Source organism: Streptomyces sp. NPDC040622, assembly GCF_055593965.1.
Genome location: NZ_JBVIXD010000012.1, coordinates 156,883 through 173,674 on the forward strand (window position 1 = coordinate 156,883; position 16,792 = coordinate 173,674).

Below are 16,792 nucleotides of genomic sequence, written 5' to 3' on the forward strand. Positions count from 1 at the left end.
GGGCCGGGTGCCTGCAGGGGCGGTACCCGCCCGTACCGCGGGGAGATCACTCGCTCCGCGGCGAGATCCCCGGGGGGGCGTTCAGCCGGTCTGCACGGTCGCCGCCGTGATCACCTCGTCCAGGACCTCCCTGGCCCGCAGCAGCTCCGCCACCTGGCGGTCGATGCGGCCGCGCTCCCGGGACAGCTCGTCGACCAGCCACGGCGTCGCCTTCGTGGACGGGCCGCCGTCCTTGTCCCGCAGGCACGGGAGGAGTTGGGCGATCTTCGCACTGCACAGACCCGCCGCGAACAGTTCCTGGATGTGTACGACCCGGTCGACCGCGGCCTGTGGGTAGTCGCGGTGGCCGCCCGGCGTCCGGTCCGCGGCCAGCAGGCCCTGCTTCTCGTAGTAGCGCAGGGACCGCTCGCTCACAGCGGTACGCTTCGCCAGCTCGCCGATCCTCATGCCGCCGCGGCCTCCGCACTTGAAATTAACACCGGTGTCAGGTCCTACCTTTCCGGCATGACGAACAAGACGCTCCTCGCCCCCTATTCCGCCGGCCCCATCGGCCTCCTCCCCAACCGCCTCGTCATGGCCCCCATGACCCGCGCCCGCGCCGCCGACGACGGCACTCCGCTGCCCGTCGTCGCCGACCACTACGCCCAGCGCGCGAGCGCGGGACTCATCGTCACCGAGGGCATCTGGCCCAGCAGCCGGGGCCAGAGCGGCTGGCGCTACCCGGGGCTGCAGACCGCCGCGCACATCGAGGGCTGGCGGCGCGTCACCGACGCGGTGCACGCCGCGGGCGGCCGGATATACGCCCAGCTGATGCACGGCGGCCGCAACGGCCACCCGCTGGCCCGCATCGACGGCGACCTGCCGCTCGCCCCCTCCGCCGTGACCCCGCCCGGCCACGCGCACGGCCCGGACGGCACCAAGCCCGACTACCTCGCCCCGCGCGAGATGACCCTCGACGACATCCGCACCGCGGTCCAGGACTTCGCCGACGCGGCCCGCAACGCCGTCGCCGCCGGCTTCGACGGGGTGGAACTGCACGGCGCCAACAGCTACTTGATCCACCAGTTCCTCGCGGACAACACCAACCTCCGCGACGACGCGTACGGCAGGGGCTCGATCGCCGACCGCATCCGCTTCGCCGTCGAGGTCGTCCGCGCCACCGCCGACGCCATCGGCGCCGAACGGCTCGGCCTGCGCCTCTCACCGGGCAACCCGCAGTTCGGCATGGCCGAGGCCGACCCCGGGCCCGTCTACCGCGCGCTGCTCGACGAGATCGACGGCCTCGGCCTCGCCTACCTCCACCTCACCGACAACGACCGCTACCCGGCCCTCGCCGACCTGCGCCCCCACTGGCACGGCCTGCTCATCGGCAACGTCGGCGAGAACGGCGACCCGACGACCAAGGAGGCGGGCGAGGCCGTCCTCGCGTCCGGCCTCGCCGACCTCGTCTCCTACGGGCGGGCGTTCATCTCCAACCCCGACCTGCCCCAGCGCCTCGCGGTGGGCGCGCCGCTCCAGGAGATCGACGCGGCCCACCTGTACACGAACGGCGCGCGCGGCTACACGGACTACCCGTTCATGGAGGCGGACCACCCCTTCGTGGAGCGGGAGCTGGTGTCTGCTCAGGCCTCTGCTCAGACCTCTGCTCAGACCTCCACGAGTACCTGATCGAGCGACTTGCGCACGAGGTCGGGGACCTGGCAGTCCGGCGCCGGGTACCCCACGGGGATCACCGCGAACGCCTTCTCGTTCTCCGGGCGGCCCAGCACCTGGGACAGGAACCGCATCGGGCTCGGGGTGTGGATCAGCGCGGCCAGGCCGGACAGGTGCAGCGCGGAGAGCAGCATCCCCACCGCGATGCCGACCGACTCGTCGACGTAGTAGTGCTTGTGCTTGGTGCCGTCCTCGCCCAGCCAGTACCGCTGCTGGAAGACGACGATCAGCGCGGGCGCGTCCGTCAGGTGCGGCTTCACCTCGTCCGTGCCGAGCGGACGAAGGGCCGCGAGCCACTCCTCGCCGAGCCGCCCGTCGTAGGAGATCTGCTCCTCGTGCTCGGCCGCCGCACGGATGGCGCGGCGGATCTCCGGGTCCTGGACGAGGACGAACGTCCACGGCTGCTGATGCGCGCCGGACGGCGCCGTCGCCGCGCACGCGATGGCATCCCGGACGACCTGCGCGGGCACGGGGTCCGGCGCGAACTGCCGCACCGTCCGGCGCTCCTGCATCCGCTCTTTCAACTCGGCCGCGTGCGCGAGGGATTCGGGTTCCGGCATGCGCGCGGGGCGGTATGGGACGGAGCGGTACGGCTCGCCGTGGATGGGGGTCCACTCTTGCTGCTCTTCGGTCTCAGACATGGTCAGATTCTGCGCCGGGGGGCCGCGCCCGCGCCATGGTGCAGACCAATTCGCGCCGCCGTCGGCCGCAAGGGTGCGATCGGAGGCGGTACCCGCCGGATCAGCTCCAGCCCGCCACGATCAGCGCGAGCCCCACGGCGAACCCACCGCCGAGCAGCACCAGATACAGCCCGTAGTGCCGCCGCATCCGGTGCGCCAGGAACCCGAAGGCGCCGAAGGCCAGGCCCACCGTGAGCGTGCGGGAACCGCGCGAGAGCGCCGACCGGGCCAGCCAGGCGGCCGGTGCGACGTCGGCGCGGCCCGCCTCGCGTGCGTACACCTTGAAGGGGATGCCGTTCCAGGGCTGGCGGCGGACGGCCGCCGCCGACTCGACGGAGAGCTCGTGGCGGACCTCGGCCCGCATCCGGTCCGTGGTGAGGGGCTGCGGCAACCGCACGCCCGACGCGGCGAGTTGGAGGGCGAGCAGGCCGCCCACGAGGCTGCCGGCGAGCGCCGCGAGCGACAGCTTCAGGGCCCGCCTCGGCACCGCCACGCACGCGATCGCCAGGAACAGCTCCGGCATCAGCGGCCAGCTCAGCGCCTCCGCGCACGCCCACGCGAAGCCGAGCGCCAGACCGGCACGGGAGCCCGCGACCGCGGCGATCCGCCCGCGCGCGCGGGAGTCGGCGAGAGGCTCGGACGTCGTACGAAGGTGCAGGGCCGCCACCGCGTCGCGGGCCTCCGGCGGCGTGGCCGACGCGGGCAGCGGCGCGCCGACGGCCACCCGTACCAGGGCCGGGCGGAGCCTGCCGTGCTTGGGCAGCAGCCGGTCCGTGCCCGCGATGGCGACCGGCACGACCGGCACGCCCGCGTGCTCCGCGAGGACGAGCGCCCCGCGGTGGAAGGACCCCAGCTCGCCGTCCCGTGCGCGGGTGCCCTCGGGGAAGAGGACCACGGCACGGCCCGCCCGCAGCTCCGCCGACCTGGCCAGCAGGTCGGCCATGCCGCCGCCGGTGCGGCGCACCGGGAAGCCCGCCGCCAGCCGGCTGCAGATCCGCCGCCGCCACGGTGAGGCGAACCAGTAGTCGGCCGCCGCGCCGATCGCCGGGGCGTGCCGGGCGTCCAGCGCGGCGAGCAGGGCCGCGGTGTCGGCGTGCGAGGAGTGGTTGGCGACCACGACGCAGCCGCCGCGGGGGAGCCGGCCCCGGCGCTCGACACCGCCGGTGAGCGTGAGCAGCGTCCACCACAGGGCGCGGCGCAGTACCGAGGCCATGGAGATCCTCGCGGCGGGCCCGGGGCCCGGTCGGTCACCGGCTCCGCCGCGCTCGTCCTCAAGCGCCGGGCGGGCTGGACACGCGCCCGGCGCCGGCCGCTGTCCCTCGGTGCTCACCACGTCACCACCATCGTCAGCAACAGCGCCACCAGCAGGGAATCGATCCGGTCGAGCAGGCCGCCGAAGCCCGGCAGCCAGCTGCCCGCGTCCTTCACGCCCGCCTCGCGCTTGACCATCGACTCCAGGAGGTCGCCGAGAACACCGCCGACGAGCACCGCCGCCCACAGCGCGGGGGAGAACGCGCCGAGCGCGGCCAGTGCGGCGGCCGTCGCCGCGGCGGCTCCCACGACGCCCGCCCAGGTCTTGCGGGGAGACAGCGGGGACAGCGGGCGTGCGAGCGGCCCGCCGCGGCCGAGCGCCGTGCCGCCGCACCACGCGCCGACGTCGCCGAACGCCACCGCGACGCCCACCGCCACCGCCGTGTCGCCGAGCAGGACGAGCCCGCTGAGCGAGACGGGGATCCACAGGAGCCCGAAGACCGTGCGGCACGCGCGCGTGAAGCCCTCGGAGGAGTCTCCGGAGAAGAGCGGCACCGCCGCGGCGGCGATCAGCAGGACGCCGGCCGTGCGCAGGTCGAGGGCGCCGGGCGCGGCCCACGCGAGGCCCGGCAGGGCCACCGCCGCGCCGCCGAGGACCGTCCGCTCGCCCCGGGACAGTGCGGCCATCCGCGCGTACTCGCCCACCGCGACCACTCCGAGCCCGGCCGCCAGCGCGCACGCCCCCGCCCGCCCCACGAGGAACGCCCCGAGGAAGAGCGGTGCGGCCAGCGCCCAGGTCCGCCACCGCTTGCGCAGCTCCGCCCGCATCCCGACCCGCGAGGGCAGCGCCGCCACGGCCACCCCGCCCGCGCCCAGCACCCCGGCGACCACCGGCAGGGCCCGCCCCGCCACCTCGCCCGCGACGAACGCCGCACTCATCGCGCACCGCCCGCGCCGGCCGGGGCGGGAGTGCCCAGTTCGCGCCAGAGCCGCGCCAGCCGCAGCCCCGCCGTCAGCGCGGAGCCCGCCGCGATCACCACGAGGACCGGCACCACCCAGCCGGACGCCGCCGCCACCACGACGAGCGCGCAGCGCTCCGTCTTGCCGACCGGGCCGCCGTTCAGGCGCCCCGCGCCCGCGGCGGCGCCCGCGAGCGACACCCAGGACGGCAGCGTCGCCGCGAGGCCCGCCGTCGCCACCAGCCACAGCGGGGCCAGTGCCAGGAAGCCCGCGAGGACGGCCAAGTCGGCCGCGCGGTCGCCCAGTTCGTTGAGCAGGGCGCCCCTGCGCGTCGTACGGCCCGCGTCACGGGCGAGCGCGCCGTCCAGGTTCGCGAAGGCCAGGCGTGCGGCGAGCAGCACCGCCACCAGCGGGGCCGAGACGCCGAAGGGCAGCAGGGCGAGGGAGGCGGCGGCGCCCGCCGCGCACACCACGCCCGCCAGCGTCAGGGTGTCGGGCGACACCTCGCGGCGGACGAGCGCCGCACGCACGCCGGACAACTTGTCCGCGTACCAGGGCTTGAGAGCGTAGAGGCCGTTCATGGGAACGACTCTGCCGCCGGACGGGCGCGCCCGAATCGGGGTGCGTACTCAGCTGCGGCCTGAGTACGGTGAGGACGTGAACCCCCTGCGTACCGCCCACACCAGCGATCTGACGGCCGCCGAACTGCGCGCCGCGCGCGCCCTGATGGACATGGCCTTCGACGGCGACTTCAGCGACGAGGACTGGGAACACGGCCTCGGTGGCATCCACGCCCTGGTCGACGACGGGGCGGGCACCCTGCTCGCGCACGGCTCCGTGGTGCAGCGGCGGATCCTGCACAACGGCCGTTCGCTGCGCGTCGGTTACGTCGAGGCGGTCGCCGTCCGCCCCGACCGGCAGCGCCAGGGTCTCGGCGGACAGGTGATGGGCGCCCTGGAGCGGGTCGTCGACGGGGCGTACGCGCTGGGGGCGCTGTCGGCCTCCTCCGACGGGAAGCGGCTCTATCTCGCGCGCGGCTGGCAGGAGTGGCAGGGCGCGGTCGGCACGCTCGGCCCGGCGGGCGTCGTCCACATGCCGGAGGAGGACCCGCCGCTGTTGTGGGGAGCGGATCTGGACCCGGCGCACGAGTTCCTCATCGACTGGCGCGACGGAGATGTGTACTGACGCGCGCCGAAGGGGCGTACGGGCGTCAGCTCCCGGCCCCCGACGCCCGCACGATGATCTTTCCCAGGTTCTCGCCGCGCAGCATCCCCAGGAACGCCTCCACGATCCGGTCGAACCCCTGGACCACCGTCTCGTCGAGCCGGATGCGGCCGCTCTGCAGGTGCGGCACCACGAACTCGTACAACTCCTCCTGCAGGTGCGGGTAGTCGCGCACGAGGAAGCCCTCCATGCGCAGGCTCTTCTCGACGATGTCGGGGAGGTTGCGCAGGGCGTACGGCGCGCCCGTCGCGTTGTACTGCGCGATGGTGCCGATCCGCACGATCCGGCCGCGCTCGCGCAGGGCGGAGATCGCGGCCTCCAGGTGTTCGCCGCCCACGTTGTCGACGTACAGGTCGATGCCGTCGGGGGCCGCGTCGGCCAGGAGGTCCGTGATGGGGCCCGCGTGGTGGTCGAAGACCTCGTCGTAGCCGACGTGTTCGGTCAGGTGGGCCGCCTTCGCCGCGGTGCCCGTGCTGCCGACGATGCGGCCCGCACCCATCAGCCGGGCGAGGCGCCCGGCCGCCGTGCCGACGCCGCCCGCCGCCGCGGAGACGAAGAGGTCCTGCCCCTCGCGGAGTTCGGCGATGCGGGTGAGGCCGACGTACGCGGTCAGGCCCGTGCCGCCGAGGATGCTCAGGTAGGCGGAGAGGGGCACGCCGTCGAAGCGGGGCAGGCGGCGCACCTCGTCCGGCGTCACCACGGCGTGCGTGCGCCAGCCCTGCCGGTGCAGGACGATCTCGCCCTCGGGCAGCGCGGGGACGCGGGACTCCACGACACGGCCGAGGGTGCGGCCCTCCAGCGGGGCGTGGAGCGCGAAGTCACCGTCCATCATCTCGCGGTGGTACGGGTCGACGGACCAGTAGAGGCTCTCGACCAGGGCGGTGCCGGGCGCGGGCCGGGGGAGCGGGGACTCCACGAAGGCGAAGTGGCCGGGGGTGGGGAAGCCGTGGGGGCGGGCGGTCTGGTGCACGGTGAGTGCGGTCTCGGTCATGTCCGTGACGGTAGGAAGGAATGCGGGGGCCGGGCAGTGGGTTGCGCTCATGGAACGGCCCGCCCCATGAGGGTCCCTCATAGAAGCAGGTGAACAGCGTGACGACGTCCGCCTTCCCGGGTCGGGGCAGCGCCGCAGGGGCCACCGCCGGTTCACAGACTCCCCGCGCCACCGCGTCTTCGCCGCCCACCAGGACGACCACCGCGTCGCGGACCGCTGAGGTCGCCGCCTCGTCGTCGGCCACCGGGGTGCCCGGTTCGTCGCCGCCCGCCGGGGTCGCCGCCTCGGTGCCCGCCGTACGGGGCGTCACTGCGTCGCGGTCCGCCGGGACGACCGCTTCTTCGCTGCCCGCACGGGCCACTGCCGTGTCGTGGACGGCTGAGGTCGCCGCCTCGTCGTCGGCCACCGGGGTGCCCGGCTCGTCGCCGCCCGCCGGGGTCGCCGCCTCGGTGCCCGCCGTACGGGGCGTCACTGCGTCGCGGTTCGCCGGGACGACCGCGTCTTCGCCGCCCGCCAGGACGACCACCGCGTCGCGGACCGCTGAGGTCGCCGCCTCGTCGTCGGCCACCGAGGTGCCCGGTTCGTCGCTGCCCGCCGGGGTCGCCGCCTCGTTGCCCGCCGTACGGGGCGCCACTGCGTCGCGGTCCGCCGGGACGACCGCGTCTTCGCTGCCCGCACGGGCCACTGTCGTGTCGCGGACGGCTGAGGTCGCCGCCTCGTCGTCGGCCACCGGGGTGCCCGGCTCGTCGCCGCCCGCCAGGGCCACCGCCTCGTTGCCCGCCGACCTCGCGCCGCACGAGCTGCGGATTCTGGTCGCCGTCGACCGTGAGCGCGGCTTCTCGGCGGCCGCGCAGGTGCTCGGCCTGACGCAGTCGGCGGTCTCCCACTCCGTCCGCGGCATCGAACGCAAGATCGGTGCCGTGCTCTTCGAACGCGGCAGGAAGGGTGCGACGCCGACGCCGGCGGGTGCCGTCGCGGCCGCGCACGCCCGGCGGGTGCTGCGGCTGCTCGACACCCTCGTCGCGGAGGCGCGCGGGGCCGAGCGGGCTGCCCAGCCGGGCGCGGGCGGCACCGGCGGCCCGGTGAAGGGGACGCTGCGCATCGCCGCCTTCCGCAGCGCCGCCCTGCACCTGCTCCCGGCCGCCCTGGAACGCCTGGCCACCCGCCACCCCGGCATCGAGCCGGAGGTACGCGTGGTGCGCGAGCTGGGCGCGGGGACGGCGGGCGAGGTCGCCGAGGGGCGGGCGGACATCGGCATCGCGACGATCGGGGGGACGTCGGCCGGGGCGACGGCGGCCGGAGGGACGGCGGCCGGGGCGACACCGCCCGTGCCCGCCGGGCTCGTCGGCGACGTACTCCTCGAAGAGCCGTACGCGCTGGTCCACCCGGCGGGCCACCCCGACCCGCGCGCACTGCCGCTGGTGGACTGGCACGAGAACTGCGGCTCGTACACGCGGGCGTGGTGGCGCAGGCAGGACTGGATCCCCCGGGCGACCGTCCTGGCCGAGGACGACGGAGCGGTGCTCTCGATGGTGAGCAACGGTCACGGTATGGCGATCATGCCCGCCCTCTCCCTGACCGGAGCACCGGACACTGTCGAGATCACTGATCTCGGAACGGAGCGCCCCACCCGCTCCGTGGGCTACGTCACCACGCCCGAAATGGCGGCCTCGATCGCCGTCCGGGCCCTGATTCGCGAGCTCAGAGGCTTGCGGAGGGGACCGACGGAGGGCCGTCCCGAGGGTGTCCGGGCGAGTGCCGTCTCAGATAGTAGGAAGTCCGAGTAATTGTGGAGACAGACGCTCCGTCCTCCCTTAGCGTTGTAGAAGCCGAACGTCTCGCTCGATCAAGCGAATGGCGGCCGTGAGCCGGAGCCGCACGCAGGCAACCCCTGCCGCTCCACCGCTCCCCGCCCGTTGGGGGTCCCCCCACACGCCAGGCCGTAGTGGGGGAGTCTCGAAAAACACCCTTCCCTCAAGGAGTGGATCTCCCATGGCCGAGACGACCGCCCGCCGAGTCCGCCACACCTCCCGCACCAGCGACACCGAGCGCAGGAACGCCGCCGCCGCTCTCCAGCGAGCCCTCGACCGCCGGGACAACGGCGGCGAGACGGGCCACTGAGCCCGGACCGCTAGGCGCTGCGCACCACCTCGAAGTGGTCGATGCGCTCGCCGCTCTCGGCGAGCGCCGCGACCGACAGTTTCGGGTGCGCACCGGCCGTCGCCTCCACCGCGAGGAACGAGAAGCCGGTGTAGCGCACCCGTGACCACTCCACGGTGTCCGGGTCGGGCAGCTTCGCCTTCGTCCAGTGGAAGGTCACGACGTGGTCGTGATCGTGGACGTTGCCCTCGTAGCTGTCCTTCACCCCGGGGCCGAAGCCGTACAGGTCCTTGCCCGCGCCGCCCGCGGTGACGTACACGATGCCGTCGCGCGTCGGATCGGTCGACGCGCCGACCGGCACGGGCTTGCCGACCCTGCCGTCCTTGATCGCGTCCGTGCGTTCGTAGACGTGGTTGTGGCCGTTGACGACCAGGTCCACCTGGTGCCGCGTGAACAGCTCGAGCCACGCGTCGCGCACCCCGCCGTCGGAGGCGTGCGTCGACGTCGAGTACATGCAGTGGTGGAAGAAGACCACCACGAAGTCGACGTGCTCGTCCGCGCGCAGCTCCCGCAGCCGCCGGTCGAGCCAGGCGGTCTGCCGTCCTTCCGTGTAGCCCCTGTTGGCGGGGATCTCGTACGAGACGTCGTTGGCGTCCAGGGCGACGACGCCGACGTTGCCGTACCGGAAGGAGTAGACGCCCGGCGCGTTCTGCGGGTCGAAGCCGTTCTCGGGGAGCGACCAGCGGGCCCGCTGGCCGCCGTAGCCGTTCGGCGAGTACCAGGCCTCCATGTCGTGGTTACCGGTGGTCACCATCCACGGCACCGACTTCGCGACGGTCTCCGTCTGCGCGAGGAAGGTGTCCCACACGCGCGCGTCGTAGGTGTCCGACTCCTTGCCGTGCCCGGTGGTGTCCGCGTAGCAGATGTCGCCCGCATGCAGATGGAACGAGGGGTTCTGGCCCAGGATCACCTGGTCGTTGGCGAGGGCGTGGTAGCTGACGCCCTGGTCGCCGAAGGCCGTGAAGACGAACGTCTCCGGCCGCGCGGGCGCCGTCCTGAAGGTGCCGACCGTCGCCATCCGCTCGGGCGAGGCCGGGTCGAAGCCGTCGTGCCCGACGCCGTAGTAGTACGTCGTGCCGGGGCGCAGGCCGTCGAGCGCCGCGTGCAGGTAGTACTGCTCGACGGCGGGCAGCTTCTTCGACAGGGCCGGGGTGTGCAGGTCTCGCACCTCGGCCTCGACCTTCTGGCTCAGCTCCCAGGGCTTCGACCCCACGCGCAGGTAGGGGGACTTGACCGCGAACGGGACCTGCCAGGAGACCCGCATCTGCGTCCGTGGGTCGGCGCCGAAGGCCAGATGCCGGCCGAAGGGCGCGACCAGCTTCCCGTCGACCCGCACCGGCGCGGACGGCGCCGCGAGCGGGCGGGCGGCCGGGCGGCCCGCGCCGTGGGCGCTGCCCGAACTGCCCGCGAGCAGGCTCGCGCCGCCCACCGTCCCGGCCGCCGCGAACGAACTCGCGAGCACCTTGCGGCGGGAGAACGTGCCGCGCAGGTAGGCGTGTTGCTCCGGCATGCTCATGTTGGCCGCGAGCCGCTCCGGAATGCCGACGTGGGGAGTGTCCATGAGGGGGAACTTCCCAGCGGACCCCAACTCCCGGCCCACCTGGAGATGAAGGGGGAGTGGCCATGTGGTGGCGTACGCGCGGGAGGCGCCGCGGGGGTCCGTGCGGGCCGACGTGGCGACGCACGAGCGCGACGACCAGGGATGTCCGCATGCCGGACGCCGCATGTCATCCCGTGGGACGCGGAGTAGGGTGCGGACATGTCTCGCAGCATCAATCTCGCAGTCATCCCCGGAGACGGCATCGGCCAAGAGGTCGTGGCCCAGGGGCTCAAGGTCCTCAACGCCGCCCTTCCCCAGGATGTGAAGCTGGAGACGAAGGAGTTCGACTTCGGCGCCAAGCGCTACCACGCCACGGGTGAGACCCTCACCGACGCGGACGTCGAGGCGCTCAAGCAGCACGACGCGATCCTCCTCGGCGCGATCGGCGACCCCTCGGTCCCGTCCGGCGTCCTGGAGCGCGGCTTCCTGCTGAAGCTCCGTTTCCTTTTCGACCACCACGTCAACCTGCGGCCCTCGAAGCTGCTCCCCGGCGTGGCGACCCCCCTCAAGGGTCAGCCCGAGATCGACTTCATCGTGGTCCGCGAGGGCACCGAGGGCCCCTATACGGGCAACGGCGGCTCGATCCGCACCGGCACCCCGCACGAGGTGGCCACCGAGGTCTCCGTCAACACCGCCTTCGGCGTGGAGCGCGTGGTCCGTGACGCCTTCGCCCGTGCGCAGGCCCGCCCGCGCAAGAAGCTGACGCTGGTCCACAAGAACAACGTCCTCGCCTACGCCGGACACCTGTGGACGAACGTCTTCCACCAGGTGGCCAAGGAGTTCCCCGAGGTCACCACCGACTACATTCACGTGGACGCGGCGACGATCTACCTCGTCACCGACCCCGCGCGCTTCGACGTGATCGTCACCGACAACCTCTTCGGCGACATCATCACCGACCTCGCCGCGGCCGTCTCCGGCGGCATCGGCGTCGCGGCCTCCGGGAACATCAACCCGAGCCGCGAGTTCCCGTCCATGTTCGAGCCGGTGCACGGCTCGGCGCCGGACATCGCGGGCCAGGGCAAGGCCGACCCCTCGGCCACCGTCCTGTCCGTCGCGCTCCTGCTGCGCCACCTCGGCCACGAGACGGAGGCGGCCCGCATCGAAGAGGCGGTCTCGGCCGACCTCTCCGAGCGCGGCGACACCGTGCGCAGCACCGAGCAGATCGGCGACGCGCTCGCCGTACGCGTGGCGGGCTGACCCGGCAGCGCCAAGATCGACCAGAAGCCGCCGGGCCGCGCCAGACGCCCGGCGGCTTCTCGTATCCGGCCCCCGGGTGTCACCATCGACCCCTGGGCCGCAAACATGCCGTTTCTTCCTCGGGACCCCACGAGCGATAATCGAACGTGGGGCCGTGAAAGCAGCTGGGAAACTCGGACGTCCTAGTACCGGACGTACGGATGTGAGCGCGGTCCGTCACCATCACACGTGAAGGACGAAGTACTCATGACGACGACGCCGACCATCGAGCTCAAGCCCTCCTCGACGCCGCTGGCCACCGCCGAGCGCGAGGCGATCCTGGCGAACCCCGGGTTCGGCCGCCACTTCACCGATCACATGGTGACGATCAAGTGGACGGAGGGGCGCGGCTGGCACGACGGCCAGCTCGTGCCGTACGGTCCGCTGGCGCTCGACCCGGCGACGAATGTCCTGCACTACGCCCAGGAGATCTTCGAGGGCCTCAAGGCCTACCGTCAGCCCGACGGCACGGTGGCCACCTTCCGCCCCGACGCCAACGCCCGCCGCTTCCAGGCGTCCGCGCGCCGCCTCGCCATGCCGGAGCTGCCCGTCGACACGTTCATCGAGGCGTGCGACCTGCTGGTCAAGCAGGACAAGGCGTGGGTTCCCGCGCACGGCGGCGAGGAGTCGCTCTACCTGCGCCCGTTCATGATCGCCACGGAGGTCGGCCTGGGCGTGAAGCCCGCCAACGAGTACCTCTTCGTCGTCATCGCCTCGCCCGCCGGCGCCTACTTCCCCGGTGGCGTGAAGCCCGTCTCGATCTGGCTCTCCGAGGACCGCGTGCGCGCCGTCCCCGGCGGCATGGGCGACGCCAAGACCGGCGGCAACTACGCCGCGTCGCTGCTCGCGCAGGCCGAGGCCGCCGCGAAGGGCTGCGACCAGGTCGCCTACCTCGACGCCGTCGAGCACAAGTGGGTCGAGGAACTGGGCGGCATGAACCTGTACTTCGTGTACGGGAACAAGATCGTCACCCCCACCCTGACGGGCTCCCTCCTCGCCGGCGTCACCCGCGACTCGCTCCTCGCGGTCGCCCGTGACCTCGGTTACGAGTCCGAGGAGGGCCGCGTCTCCATCGAGCAGTGGAAGACCGACTCCGCGAACGGCTCCCTCACCGAGGTCTTCGCCTGCGGCACCGCCGCGGTCATCACGCCCGTCGGCACGGTCAAGTGCAACGCGGGCGAGTGGCAGCAGAGCGGGGGCGAGCCGGGCGAGGTCACGGTGAAGCTCCGTGAGGCGCTGCTTGACATCCAGCGCGGGACGGCGAAGGACGGGCACGGCTGGATGCACGGGCTCGGCTGAGGCACTGAACGTGTTGCCCCGCGTCCCCCTCGGGGGCGCGGGGTTTCTGCTGTCCGCCTTCCGCCGCGGGTCGTGCGGGCAGCTCCCGCCGGGGCCGCGGCCGAAGTCAACGCGCCGCGAGAGTGAGGCTCCCCGGCACCGCACCGCAGGCATCCCGCAGGGACGCCGTCAGGCCGTCCCGCGTGGGGGCGGGCGCCTGCGCCCACGCCTCCAGCGCCCGGTGGAACGCCGCGACCAGCACGTCGACGGCGAGCCGCGCCCGCAGCTCCGCGTCCGCCGGCAGGGCGAACCGCTCCCGCGCGACGTCCAGCGCCGTACGGCTCGTACGGTCGCAGAAGGCCAGCCCGTGCGCGTCCATGGACGGAGTGAGAGCCGCGAGGCGCCGGCTGAGCAGCACCCGGTCCGTCCAGCCCACGGCCGGCATCCGTTCCAGCGCCGCGAGCAGCGCGTCCCGCAGGACGTCGAACAGCGGCTGCCCCGCGGCGGGCTCCGCCGCCGCCAGCTCGTCGAGGAACGCCGCCCACATGTCCTGCAGCGGCGCCATCGCCACGTCTTCCTTGCTGCTGAACGTGCGGAAGAACGTGCGCTTGCTGACCTCCACCGCATCGCACAGCGCGTCGAGCGTGACGCCGTCGAAGCCGCGCTCCGTGAACAGGTCGAGGGCCGTGTCGACGAGGGCCTGCCGCGTCCGCAGCTTCTTGCGCTCCCGCAGGGGCAGCCGGTCGATGTCCGTGGCGTCCATGACGGAAGTGTATCCCGGGGAGCGAATGCCCCTTGATGGCTTCTGCCACTCAGTGGCACTATTGCGCATGTCGGTGCCCCGTCAGGGCTGACCGGCTCCCGCCTGCCCTTCCCTGAGAGGCTCACCTGCCATGCGTGCACTCCTGGTCGATCGAACCGCCCCCGGTGGACTGCGTCTCGGCGAGGCTCCCGACCCCGTCCCCGGCCCGCACCAGGCCCTGGTCCGGGTCGCGGCGACCTCCCTGAACTACGGCGAGGTGAAATGGGGCATCGAAGGCTCCCCCGAGGGTTCGGTGCTCGGCTGGGACGCGGCGGGCGTGGTCGAGCGGGCCGCCGCCGACGGCTCGGGGCCACCGGCGGGTACGCCCGTGGTGACGCTGGGGGAGGCCGGCGGCTGGGCCGAACTGCGCGCCGTGGCGACGGACTTCGTCGGTGCGGTGCCCGAGGGTGCCGACCTCGGCGCGATCAGCACGGTCCCCGTCGCCGGGGCGAGCGCCCTGCGCGCCCTGAACCGGATCGGCCCGCTGCTCGGCAGGCGCGTCCTCGTCACCGGGGCCACCGGAGGAGTCGGCCGGTACGCGGTGCAGCTCGCGCGGCTGGGCGGGGCGGAGGTCGTCGCGGTGACGCGGGACCCCGCGGCGCAGGGCGCGGAGCTGCGCCGCCTCGGCGCGCACGAGGTGGTCGCCTCGCCCGCGGCGGCGAGCGCGCCGGTGGACGGCGTGGTGGACATGGTGGCCGGACATCAACTGGTCGAGGCATTCGGTCGGTTGGCGCCGAACGGCACGCTCGTCTCGGTCGGCCACACGGGCGGCGACGACGAACACTTCCCCTACGGGGCACTCTTCGGCGACGGCGGCCGCCACAACCGTACGATCGCCACGTTCTACCTCCTGGACTGCCCGGACCTCGGCCCCGACCTGGCCTGGCTGGCCTCCCGGGTCGCCGCCGGGGACCTCGACGCGGGGCAGGCGTGGCGGGGTGCCTGGGCGAAGGCGCCGGAGGCGGTCGACGCGCTGCTCGACCGCCGGCTGCACGGCAAGGCGATCCTGGACATCGGCTGAGGGGGCATCGGCTGAGAGGCGGTCGGCAGCCGATGTCCGGGGTGGGGCGGGGCGGGGCGGTTCGGGGCGGGGCGGGGTGCGGGTCCGGCCCTGGGGTCAGGACCCGCCGTCCTCCTCGGCCTTCCCGTCGCCGCTCTTCCCGTCGCTCGATCCGTCGCCCGCCGCGTCGTCCTGCTTCGGTACGTTCGACCCCACCGGGGTGAGCGGTCCGCTGCCGAAGACGTCGACGAGGCCGATGACCGCGGTCCCCGCGCTTCGGGCCGCGCGGACGCCGAGTTCTATGAGTTCTTCCATGGCTGGGCTCCCCGTACTGGCGCGGGGATCTCCGTGCTGCCGAGGCGATCCCCGTTGATCATGGTCCCGGTCAGGCTACGTGATCCGCGGAGACGGGCAGCGGGGCCGGGTCCGTGGTCGAGCCCCCGACGGCGGCGGGCCGCTCCCGGGCCGTCAGTGTCAGATAGGCCGCGCCGCCCACCACCCCCGACAGCAGGAAGCTGCAGTCGACCCCGCCCGTCAGGTCGAGCAGCGGACCCTCGTACGAGGGCAGGGAGACCGCGAGGAGGCCGACCGCCGCGCCGAGGGCCCAGGAGGCGGTGGCCCGGACGTGCCACCCGGCGCGGTACCAGTAGACGCCGCCCTGGGAACGGCGGTTGAAGACCTGCAGGGCGTCCGCGTCGTACGTGCCGCGGCAGCGCGCGAAGCCGATCAGGGTGATGACCGCCCACGGCGTGCCGATGGCGGTCAGCAGGAGCACGAAGGACGTCATCGCGTCCTGCGCCTCCCACGCGTAGTGGCCGACGAAGACGCAGGCGGTGGCGACGGCGGCGACCGTGTACGTGGCGCGGGCGCGGGAGGCGCGGGGCAGGATCGCGTCCAGGTCGAGGCCCATGGAGTAGAGCATCAGGCCCGCGTTGCCGACCGAGCCCGCGGAGGCGGCGAGCAGCAGCGGCACCAGGTACCAGGCGGGGGACGCGTCGACGAGCCCGCCCGCGTACTCCAGGGCGGCGCGGGCCGCGAACGCCGTGAACGTGCCGAAGAGCTGGGGGATCAGCAGTCCCGCGATCAGCCCCAGCCAGGCCGCGCCGAGGACCGTGCGGGAGCTGTGCCGGGCGGGCGAGACGTAGCGGGTGTAGTCGCCGAGCAGGGTGATGAAGGCGATCGGCCCTGACAGGCCGGCCGCGACCAGGGCGAGCAGCCACGTCGGCCAGAACGAACCGAGCGCGTAGCCGCCCGCCCCCGGCAGCGCGGAGGCCGTGAAGTCGGGGGCGTACGCGATGACGCCGAGGGCGAGCAGTGCCGTCATGCCGACCGCGAGGACGCGGGAGAGGCGCAGCAGGACGCGGTAGCCGTAGACGGCGCCGGTCACGGTGGCCGCCGCGAGCAGGGCGTAGACCACGGAGTACGAGAGTCCGCCGGCCGGCAGGCCGAGCAGGCGGTGCAGGGTGCCGACCATCACGTCGCCGCCGATCCAGATGGTCAGCGCGGTGTAGCCGAGGGAGAGCAGCAGGCCCACGACCGACCCGACAAGCCGGCCGCGCACTCCGAACTGGGCGCCCGAGGACGTGGAGAGGTTCGTCCCGGTGCGCAGCGAGACCAGCGCGAGCGGTGCGGTCAGTGCCGTGCCGATCACCGTGCCCGCCACCACCGCGCTCACCGACTCCCACCAGCCGAGGCCGAACGACACCGGCAGCCAGCCGAAGACGATCACTCCCAGGCAGAGGTTGGAGCCGATGAGGATCGACACGAGATCGCGGGGGCCGCTGGTGCGTTCCCCGTCCGGGATGGTGTCGACTCCGCGCTGTTCTATCGGCATGAGGGTGCCCCTGACGCTCGCTTGGTCCCGATGATTGCCCCACGTTTGAGCAGCGCTCAA

The 16,792-nt window shown here is 73.6% G+C and carries 17 protein-coding genes; 7 read left to right on the forward strand and 10 right to left on the reverse strand.

Going from position 1 to position 16,792, the window contains the following annotated elements:
- Positions 1 to 81: 81 nt before the first annotated feature.
- Positions 82 to 447 (reverse strand): MerR family transcriptional regulator, encoded by a 366-nt coding sequence (locus tag ACZ592_RS32250; protein WP_471585222.1) that lies wholly within the window; start codon positions 445 to 447, stop codon positions 82 to 84.
- A 57-nt stretch (positions 448 to 504) separates the two neighbouring features.
- Here ACZ592_RS32250 and ACZ592_RS32255 point away from each other — a divergent pair, with 57 nt between their 5' ends.
- Entirely contained in the window at positions 505 to 1,668 is a 1,164-nt protein-coding gene (locus ACZ592_RS32255) for an alkene reductase (RefSeq protein WP_471585223.1), read from the forward strand.
- On the opposite strand, the gene ACZ592_RS32260 is transcribed toward ACZ592_RS32255, so the two are convergent.
- The 4 genes from ACZ592_RS32260 to ACZ592_RS32275 all read right to left on the reverse strand — a co-directional run bounded on the left by ACZ592_RS32260 (position 1,647) and on the right by ACZ592_RS32275 (position 5,185).
- On the reverse strand, positions 1,647 to 2,354 hold the full coding sequence (locus tag ACZ592_RS32260) for a nitroreductase family protein (RefSeq protein ID WP_471585224.1): 708 nt from the start codon (positions 2,352 to 2,354) through the stop codon (positions 1,647 to 1,649). The genes ACZ592_RS32255 and ACZ592_RS32260 overlap by 22 nt on opposite strands.
- A 100-nt stretch (positions 2,355 to 2,454) precedes the next feature.
- Entirely contained in the window at positions 2,455 to 3,606 is a 1,152-nt protein-coding gene (locus tag ACZ592_RS32265; RefSeq protein WP_471585225.1) for a lysophospholipid acyltransferase family protein, read from the reverse strand.
- A gap of 113 nt (positions 3,607 to 3,719) precedes the next feature.
- Entirely contained in the window at positions 3,720 to 4,583 is an 864-nt protein-coding gene (locus ACZ592_RS32270; RefSeq protein WP_471585226.1) for a phosphatidate cytidylyltransferase, read from the reverse strand.
- Positions 4,580 to 5,185, reverse strand: a complete 606-nt coding sequence (locus tag ACZ592_RS32275; protein ID WP_471585227.1) for a CDP-alcohol phosphatidyltransferase family protein — start codon at positions 5,183 to 5,185, stop codon at positions 4,580 to 4,582. Before ACZ592_RS32275 ends, ACZ592_RS32270 begins: the two co-directional genes overlap by 4 nt.
- On the opposite strand from ACZ592_RS32275, the gene ACZ592_RS32280 reads away from it, so the two are divergent.
- A complete protein-coding gene (locus tag ACZ592_RS32280) occupies positions 5,184 to 5,789 on the forward strand; it encodes a GNAT family N-acetyltransferase (RefSeq protein WP_471585228.1) in 606 nt (201 codons plus the stop codon). The two genes, ACZ592_RS32275 and ACZ592_RS32280, sit on opposite strands and share 2 nt — an antisense overlap.
- A 25-nt stretch (positions 5,790 to 5,814) precedes the next feature.
- Here ACZ592_RS32280 and ACZ592_RS32285 read toward each other — a convergent pair whose 3' ends face one another.
- Positions 5,815 to 6,819 carry an NADP-dependent oxidoreductase gene (locus ACZ592_RS32285; RefSeq protein ID WP_471585229.1) on the reverse strand — a complete coding sequence of 335 codons (1,005 nt, stop codon included), beginning with the start codon at positions 6,817 to 6,819 and terminating at the stop codon, positions 5,815 to 5,817.
- Between the two features lie 773 nt (positions 6,820 to 7,592).
- On the opposite strand from ACZ592_RS32285, the gene ACZ592_RS32290 reads away from it, so the two are divergent.
- Both ACZ592_RS32290 and ACZ592_RS32295 read left to right on the forward strand, forming a co-directional pair.
- The gene (locus ACZ592_RS32290; protein WP_471585352.1) at positions 7,593 to 8,606 is read left to right on the forward strand and encodes a LysR family transcriptional regulator; all 1,014 of its coding nucleotides are present in this window, start codon (positions 7,593 to 7,595) and stop codon (positions 8,604 to 8,606) included.
- 205 nt (positions 8,607 to 8,811) lie between these two features.
- The gene (locus ACZ592_RS32295) at positions 8,812 to 8,940 is read left to right on the forward strand and encodes a hypothetical protein (RefSeq protein ID WP_399535932.1); all 129 of its coding nucleotides are present in this window, start codon (positions 8,812 to 8,814) and stop codon (positions 8,938 to 8,940) included.
- 10 nt (positions 8,941 to 8,950) lie between these two features.
- Here the strand turns inward: ACZ592_RS32295 and ACZ592_RS32300 are convergent, their stop codons facing one another.
- Complete coding sequence (locus ACZ592_RS32300) at positions 8,951 to 10,540, reverse strand: purple acid phosphatase family protein (protein ID WP_471585230.1); 1,590 nt, start codon at positions 10,538 to 10,540, stop codon at positions 8,951 to 8,953.
- Positions 10,541 to 10,738: 198 nt separating this feature from the next.
- On the opposite strand from ACZ592_RS32300, the gene ACZ592_RS32305 reads away from it, so the two are divergent.
- Together ACZ592_RS32305 and ACZ592_RS32310 are read left to right on the forward strand one after the other, a co-directional pair.
- A complete protein-coding gene (locus ACZ592_RS32305) occupies positions 10,739 to 11,779 on the forward strand; it encodes a 3-isopropylmalate dehydrogenase (protein WP_471585231.1) in 1,041 nt (346 codons plus the stop codon).
- Between the two features lie 246 nt (positions 11,780 to 12,025).
- On the forward strand, positions 12,026 to 13,117 hold the full coding sequence (locus ACZ592_RS32310; protein WP_471585232.1) for a branched-chain amino acid aminotransferase: 1,092 nt from the start codon (positions 12,026 to 12,028) through the stop codon (positions 13,115 to 13,117).
- A 106-nt stretch (positions 13,118 to 13,223) separates the two neighbouring features.
- Here the strand turns inward: ACZ592_RS32310 and ACZ592_RS32315 are convergent, their stop codons facing one another.
- Positions 13,224 to 13,859: a TetR/AcrR family transcriptional regulator gene (locus ACZ592_RS32315; protein WP_471585233.1), complete on the reverse strand. Its 636-nt coding sequence runs from the start codon at positions 13,857 to 13,859 to the stop codon at positions 13,224 to 13,226.
- 130 nt (positions 13,860 to 13,989) lie between these two features.
- Here ACZ592_RS32315 and ACZ592_RS32320 point away from each other — a divergent pair, with 130 nt between their 5' ends.
- Positions 13,990 to 14,919 (forward strand): zinc-binding dehydrogenase, encoded by a 930-nt coding sequence (locus ACZ592_RS32320; RefSeq protein WP_471585234.1) that lies wholly within the window; start codon positions 13,990 to 13,992, stop codon positions 14,917 to 14,919.
- Positions 14,920 to 15,015: 96 nt separating this feature from the next.
- Here ACZ592_RS32320 and ACZ592_RS32325 read toward each other — a convergent pair whose 3' ends face one another.
- Positions 15,016 to 15,213: a hypothetical protein gene (locus ACZ592_RS32325; RefSeq protein WP_471585235.1), complete on the reverse strand. Its 198-nt coding sequence runs from the start codon at positions 15,211 to 15,213 to the stop codon at positions 15,016 to 15,018.
- A 70-nt stretch (positions 15,214 to 15,283) separates the two neighbouring features.
- On the reverse strand, positions 15,284 to 16,732 hold the full coding sequence (locus tag ACZ592_RS32330) for a cytosine permease (protein ID WP_471585236.1): 1,449 nt from the start codon (positions 16,730 to 16,732) through the stop codon (positions 15,284 to 15,286).
- Between the last annotated feature and the right edge of the window lie 60 nt (positions 16,733 to 16,792).

Excerpts from the sequence above, each read along its gene's own strand:
- ACZ592_RS32250 (WP_471585222.1), bottom strand. The coding sequence starts at position 447 with ATGAGGATCGGCGAGCTGGCGAAGCGTACCGCTGTGAGCGAGCGGTCC.
- ACZ592_RS32255 (WP_471585223.1), top strand. The coding sequence starts at position 505 with ATGACGAACAAGACGCTCCTCGCCCCCTATTCCGCCGGCCCCATCGGC.
- ACZ592_RS32260 (WP_471585224.1), bottom strand. The coding sequence starts at position 2,354 with ATGTCTGAGACCGAAGAGCAGCAAGAGTGGACCCCCATCCACGGCGAG.
- ACZ592_RS32265 (WP_471585225.1), bottom strand. The coding sequence starts at position 3,606 with ATGGCCTCGGTACTGCGCCGCGCCCTGTGGTGGACGCTGCTCACGCTC.
- ACZ592_RS32270 (WP_471585226.1), bottom strand. The coding sequence starts at position 4,583 with ATGAGTGCGGCGTTCGTCGCGGGCGAGGTGGCGGGGCGGGCCCTGCCG.
- ACZ592_RS32280 (WP_471585228.1), top strand. The coding sequence starts at position 5,184 with ATGGGAACGACTCTGCCGCCGGACGGGCGCGCCCGAATCGGGGTGCGT.
- ACZ592_RS32275 (WP_471585227.1), bottom strand. The coding sequence starts at position 5,185 with ATGAACGGCCTCTACGCTCTCAAGCCCTGGTACGCGGACAAGTTGTCC.
- ACZ592_RS32285 (WP_471585229.1), bottom strand. The coding sequence starts at position 6,819 with ATGACCGAGACCGCACTCACCGTGCACCAGACCGCCCGCCCCCACGGC.
- ACZ592_RS32295 (WP_399535932.1), top strand. The coding sequence starts at position 8,812 with ATGGCCGAGACGACCGCCCGCCGAGTCCGCCACACCTCCCGCACCAGC.
- ACZ592_RS32300 (WP_471585230.1), bottom strand. The coding sequence starts at position 10,540 with ATGGACACTCCCCACGTCGGCATTCCGGAGCGGCTCGCGGCCAACATG.
- ACZ592_RS32305 (WP_471585231.1), top strand. The coding sequence starts at position 10,739 with ATGTCTCGCAGCATCAATCTCGCAGTCATCCCCGGAGACGGCATCGGC.
- ACZ592_RS32310 (WP_471585232.1), top strand. The coding sequence starts at position 12,026 with ATGACGACGACGCCGACCATCGAGCTCAAGCCCTCCTCGACGCCGCTG.
- ACZ592_RS32315 (WP_471585233.1), bottom strand. The coding sequence starts at position 13,859 with ATGGACGCCACGGACATCGACCGGCTGCCCCTGCGGGAGCGCAAGAAG.
- ACZ592_RS32320 (WP_471585234.1), top strand. The coding sequence starts at position 13,990 with ATGCGTGCACTCCTGGTCGATCGAACCGCCCCCGGTGGACTGCGTCTC.
- ACZ592_RS32325 (WP_471585235.1), bottom strand. The coding sequence starts at position 15,213 with ATGGAAGAACTCATAGAACTCGGCGTCCGCGCGGCCCGAAGCGCGGGG.
- ACZ592_RS32330 (WP_471585236.1), bottom strand. The coding sequence starts at position 16,732 with ATGCCGATAGAACAGCGCGGAGTCGACACCATCCCGGACGGGGAACGC.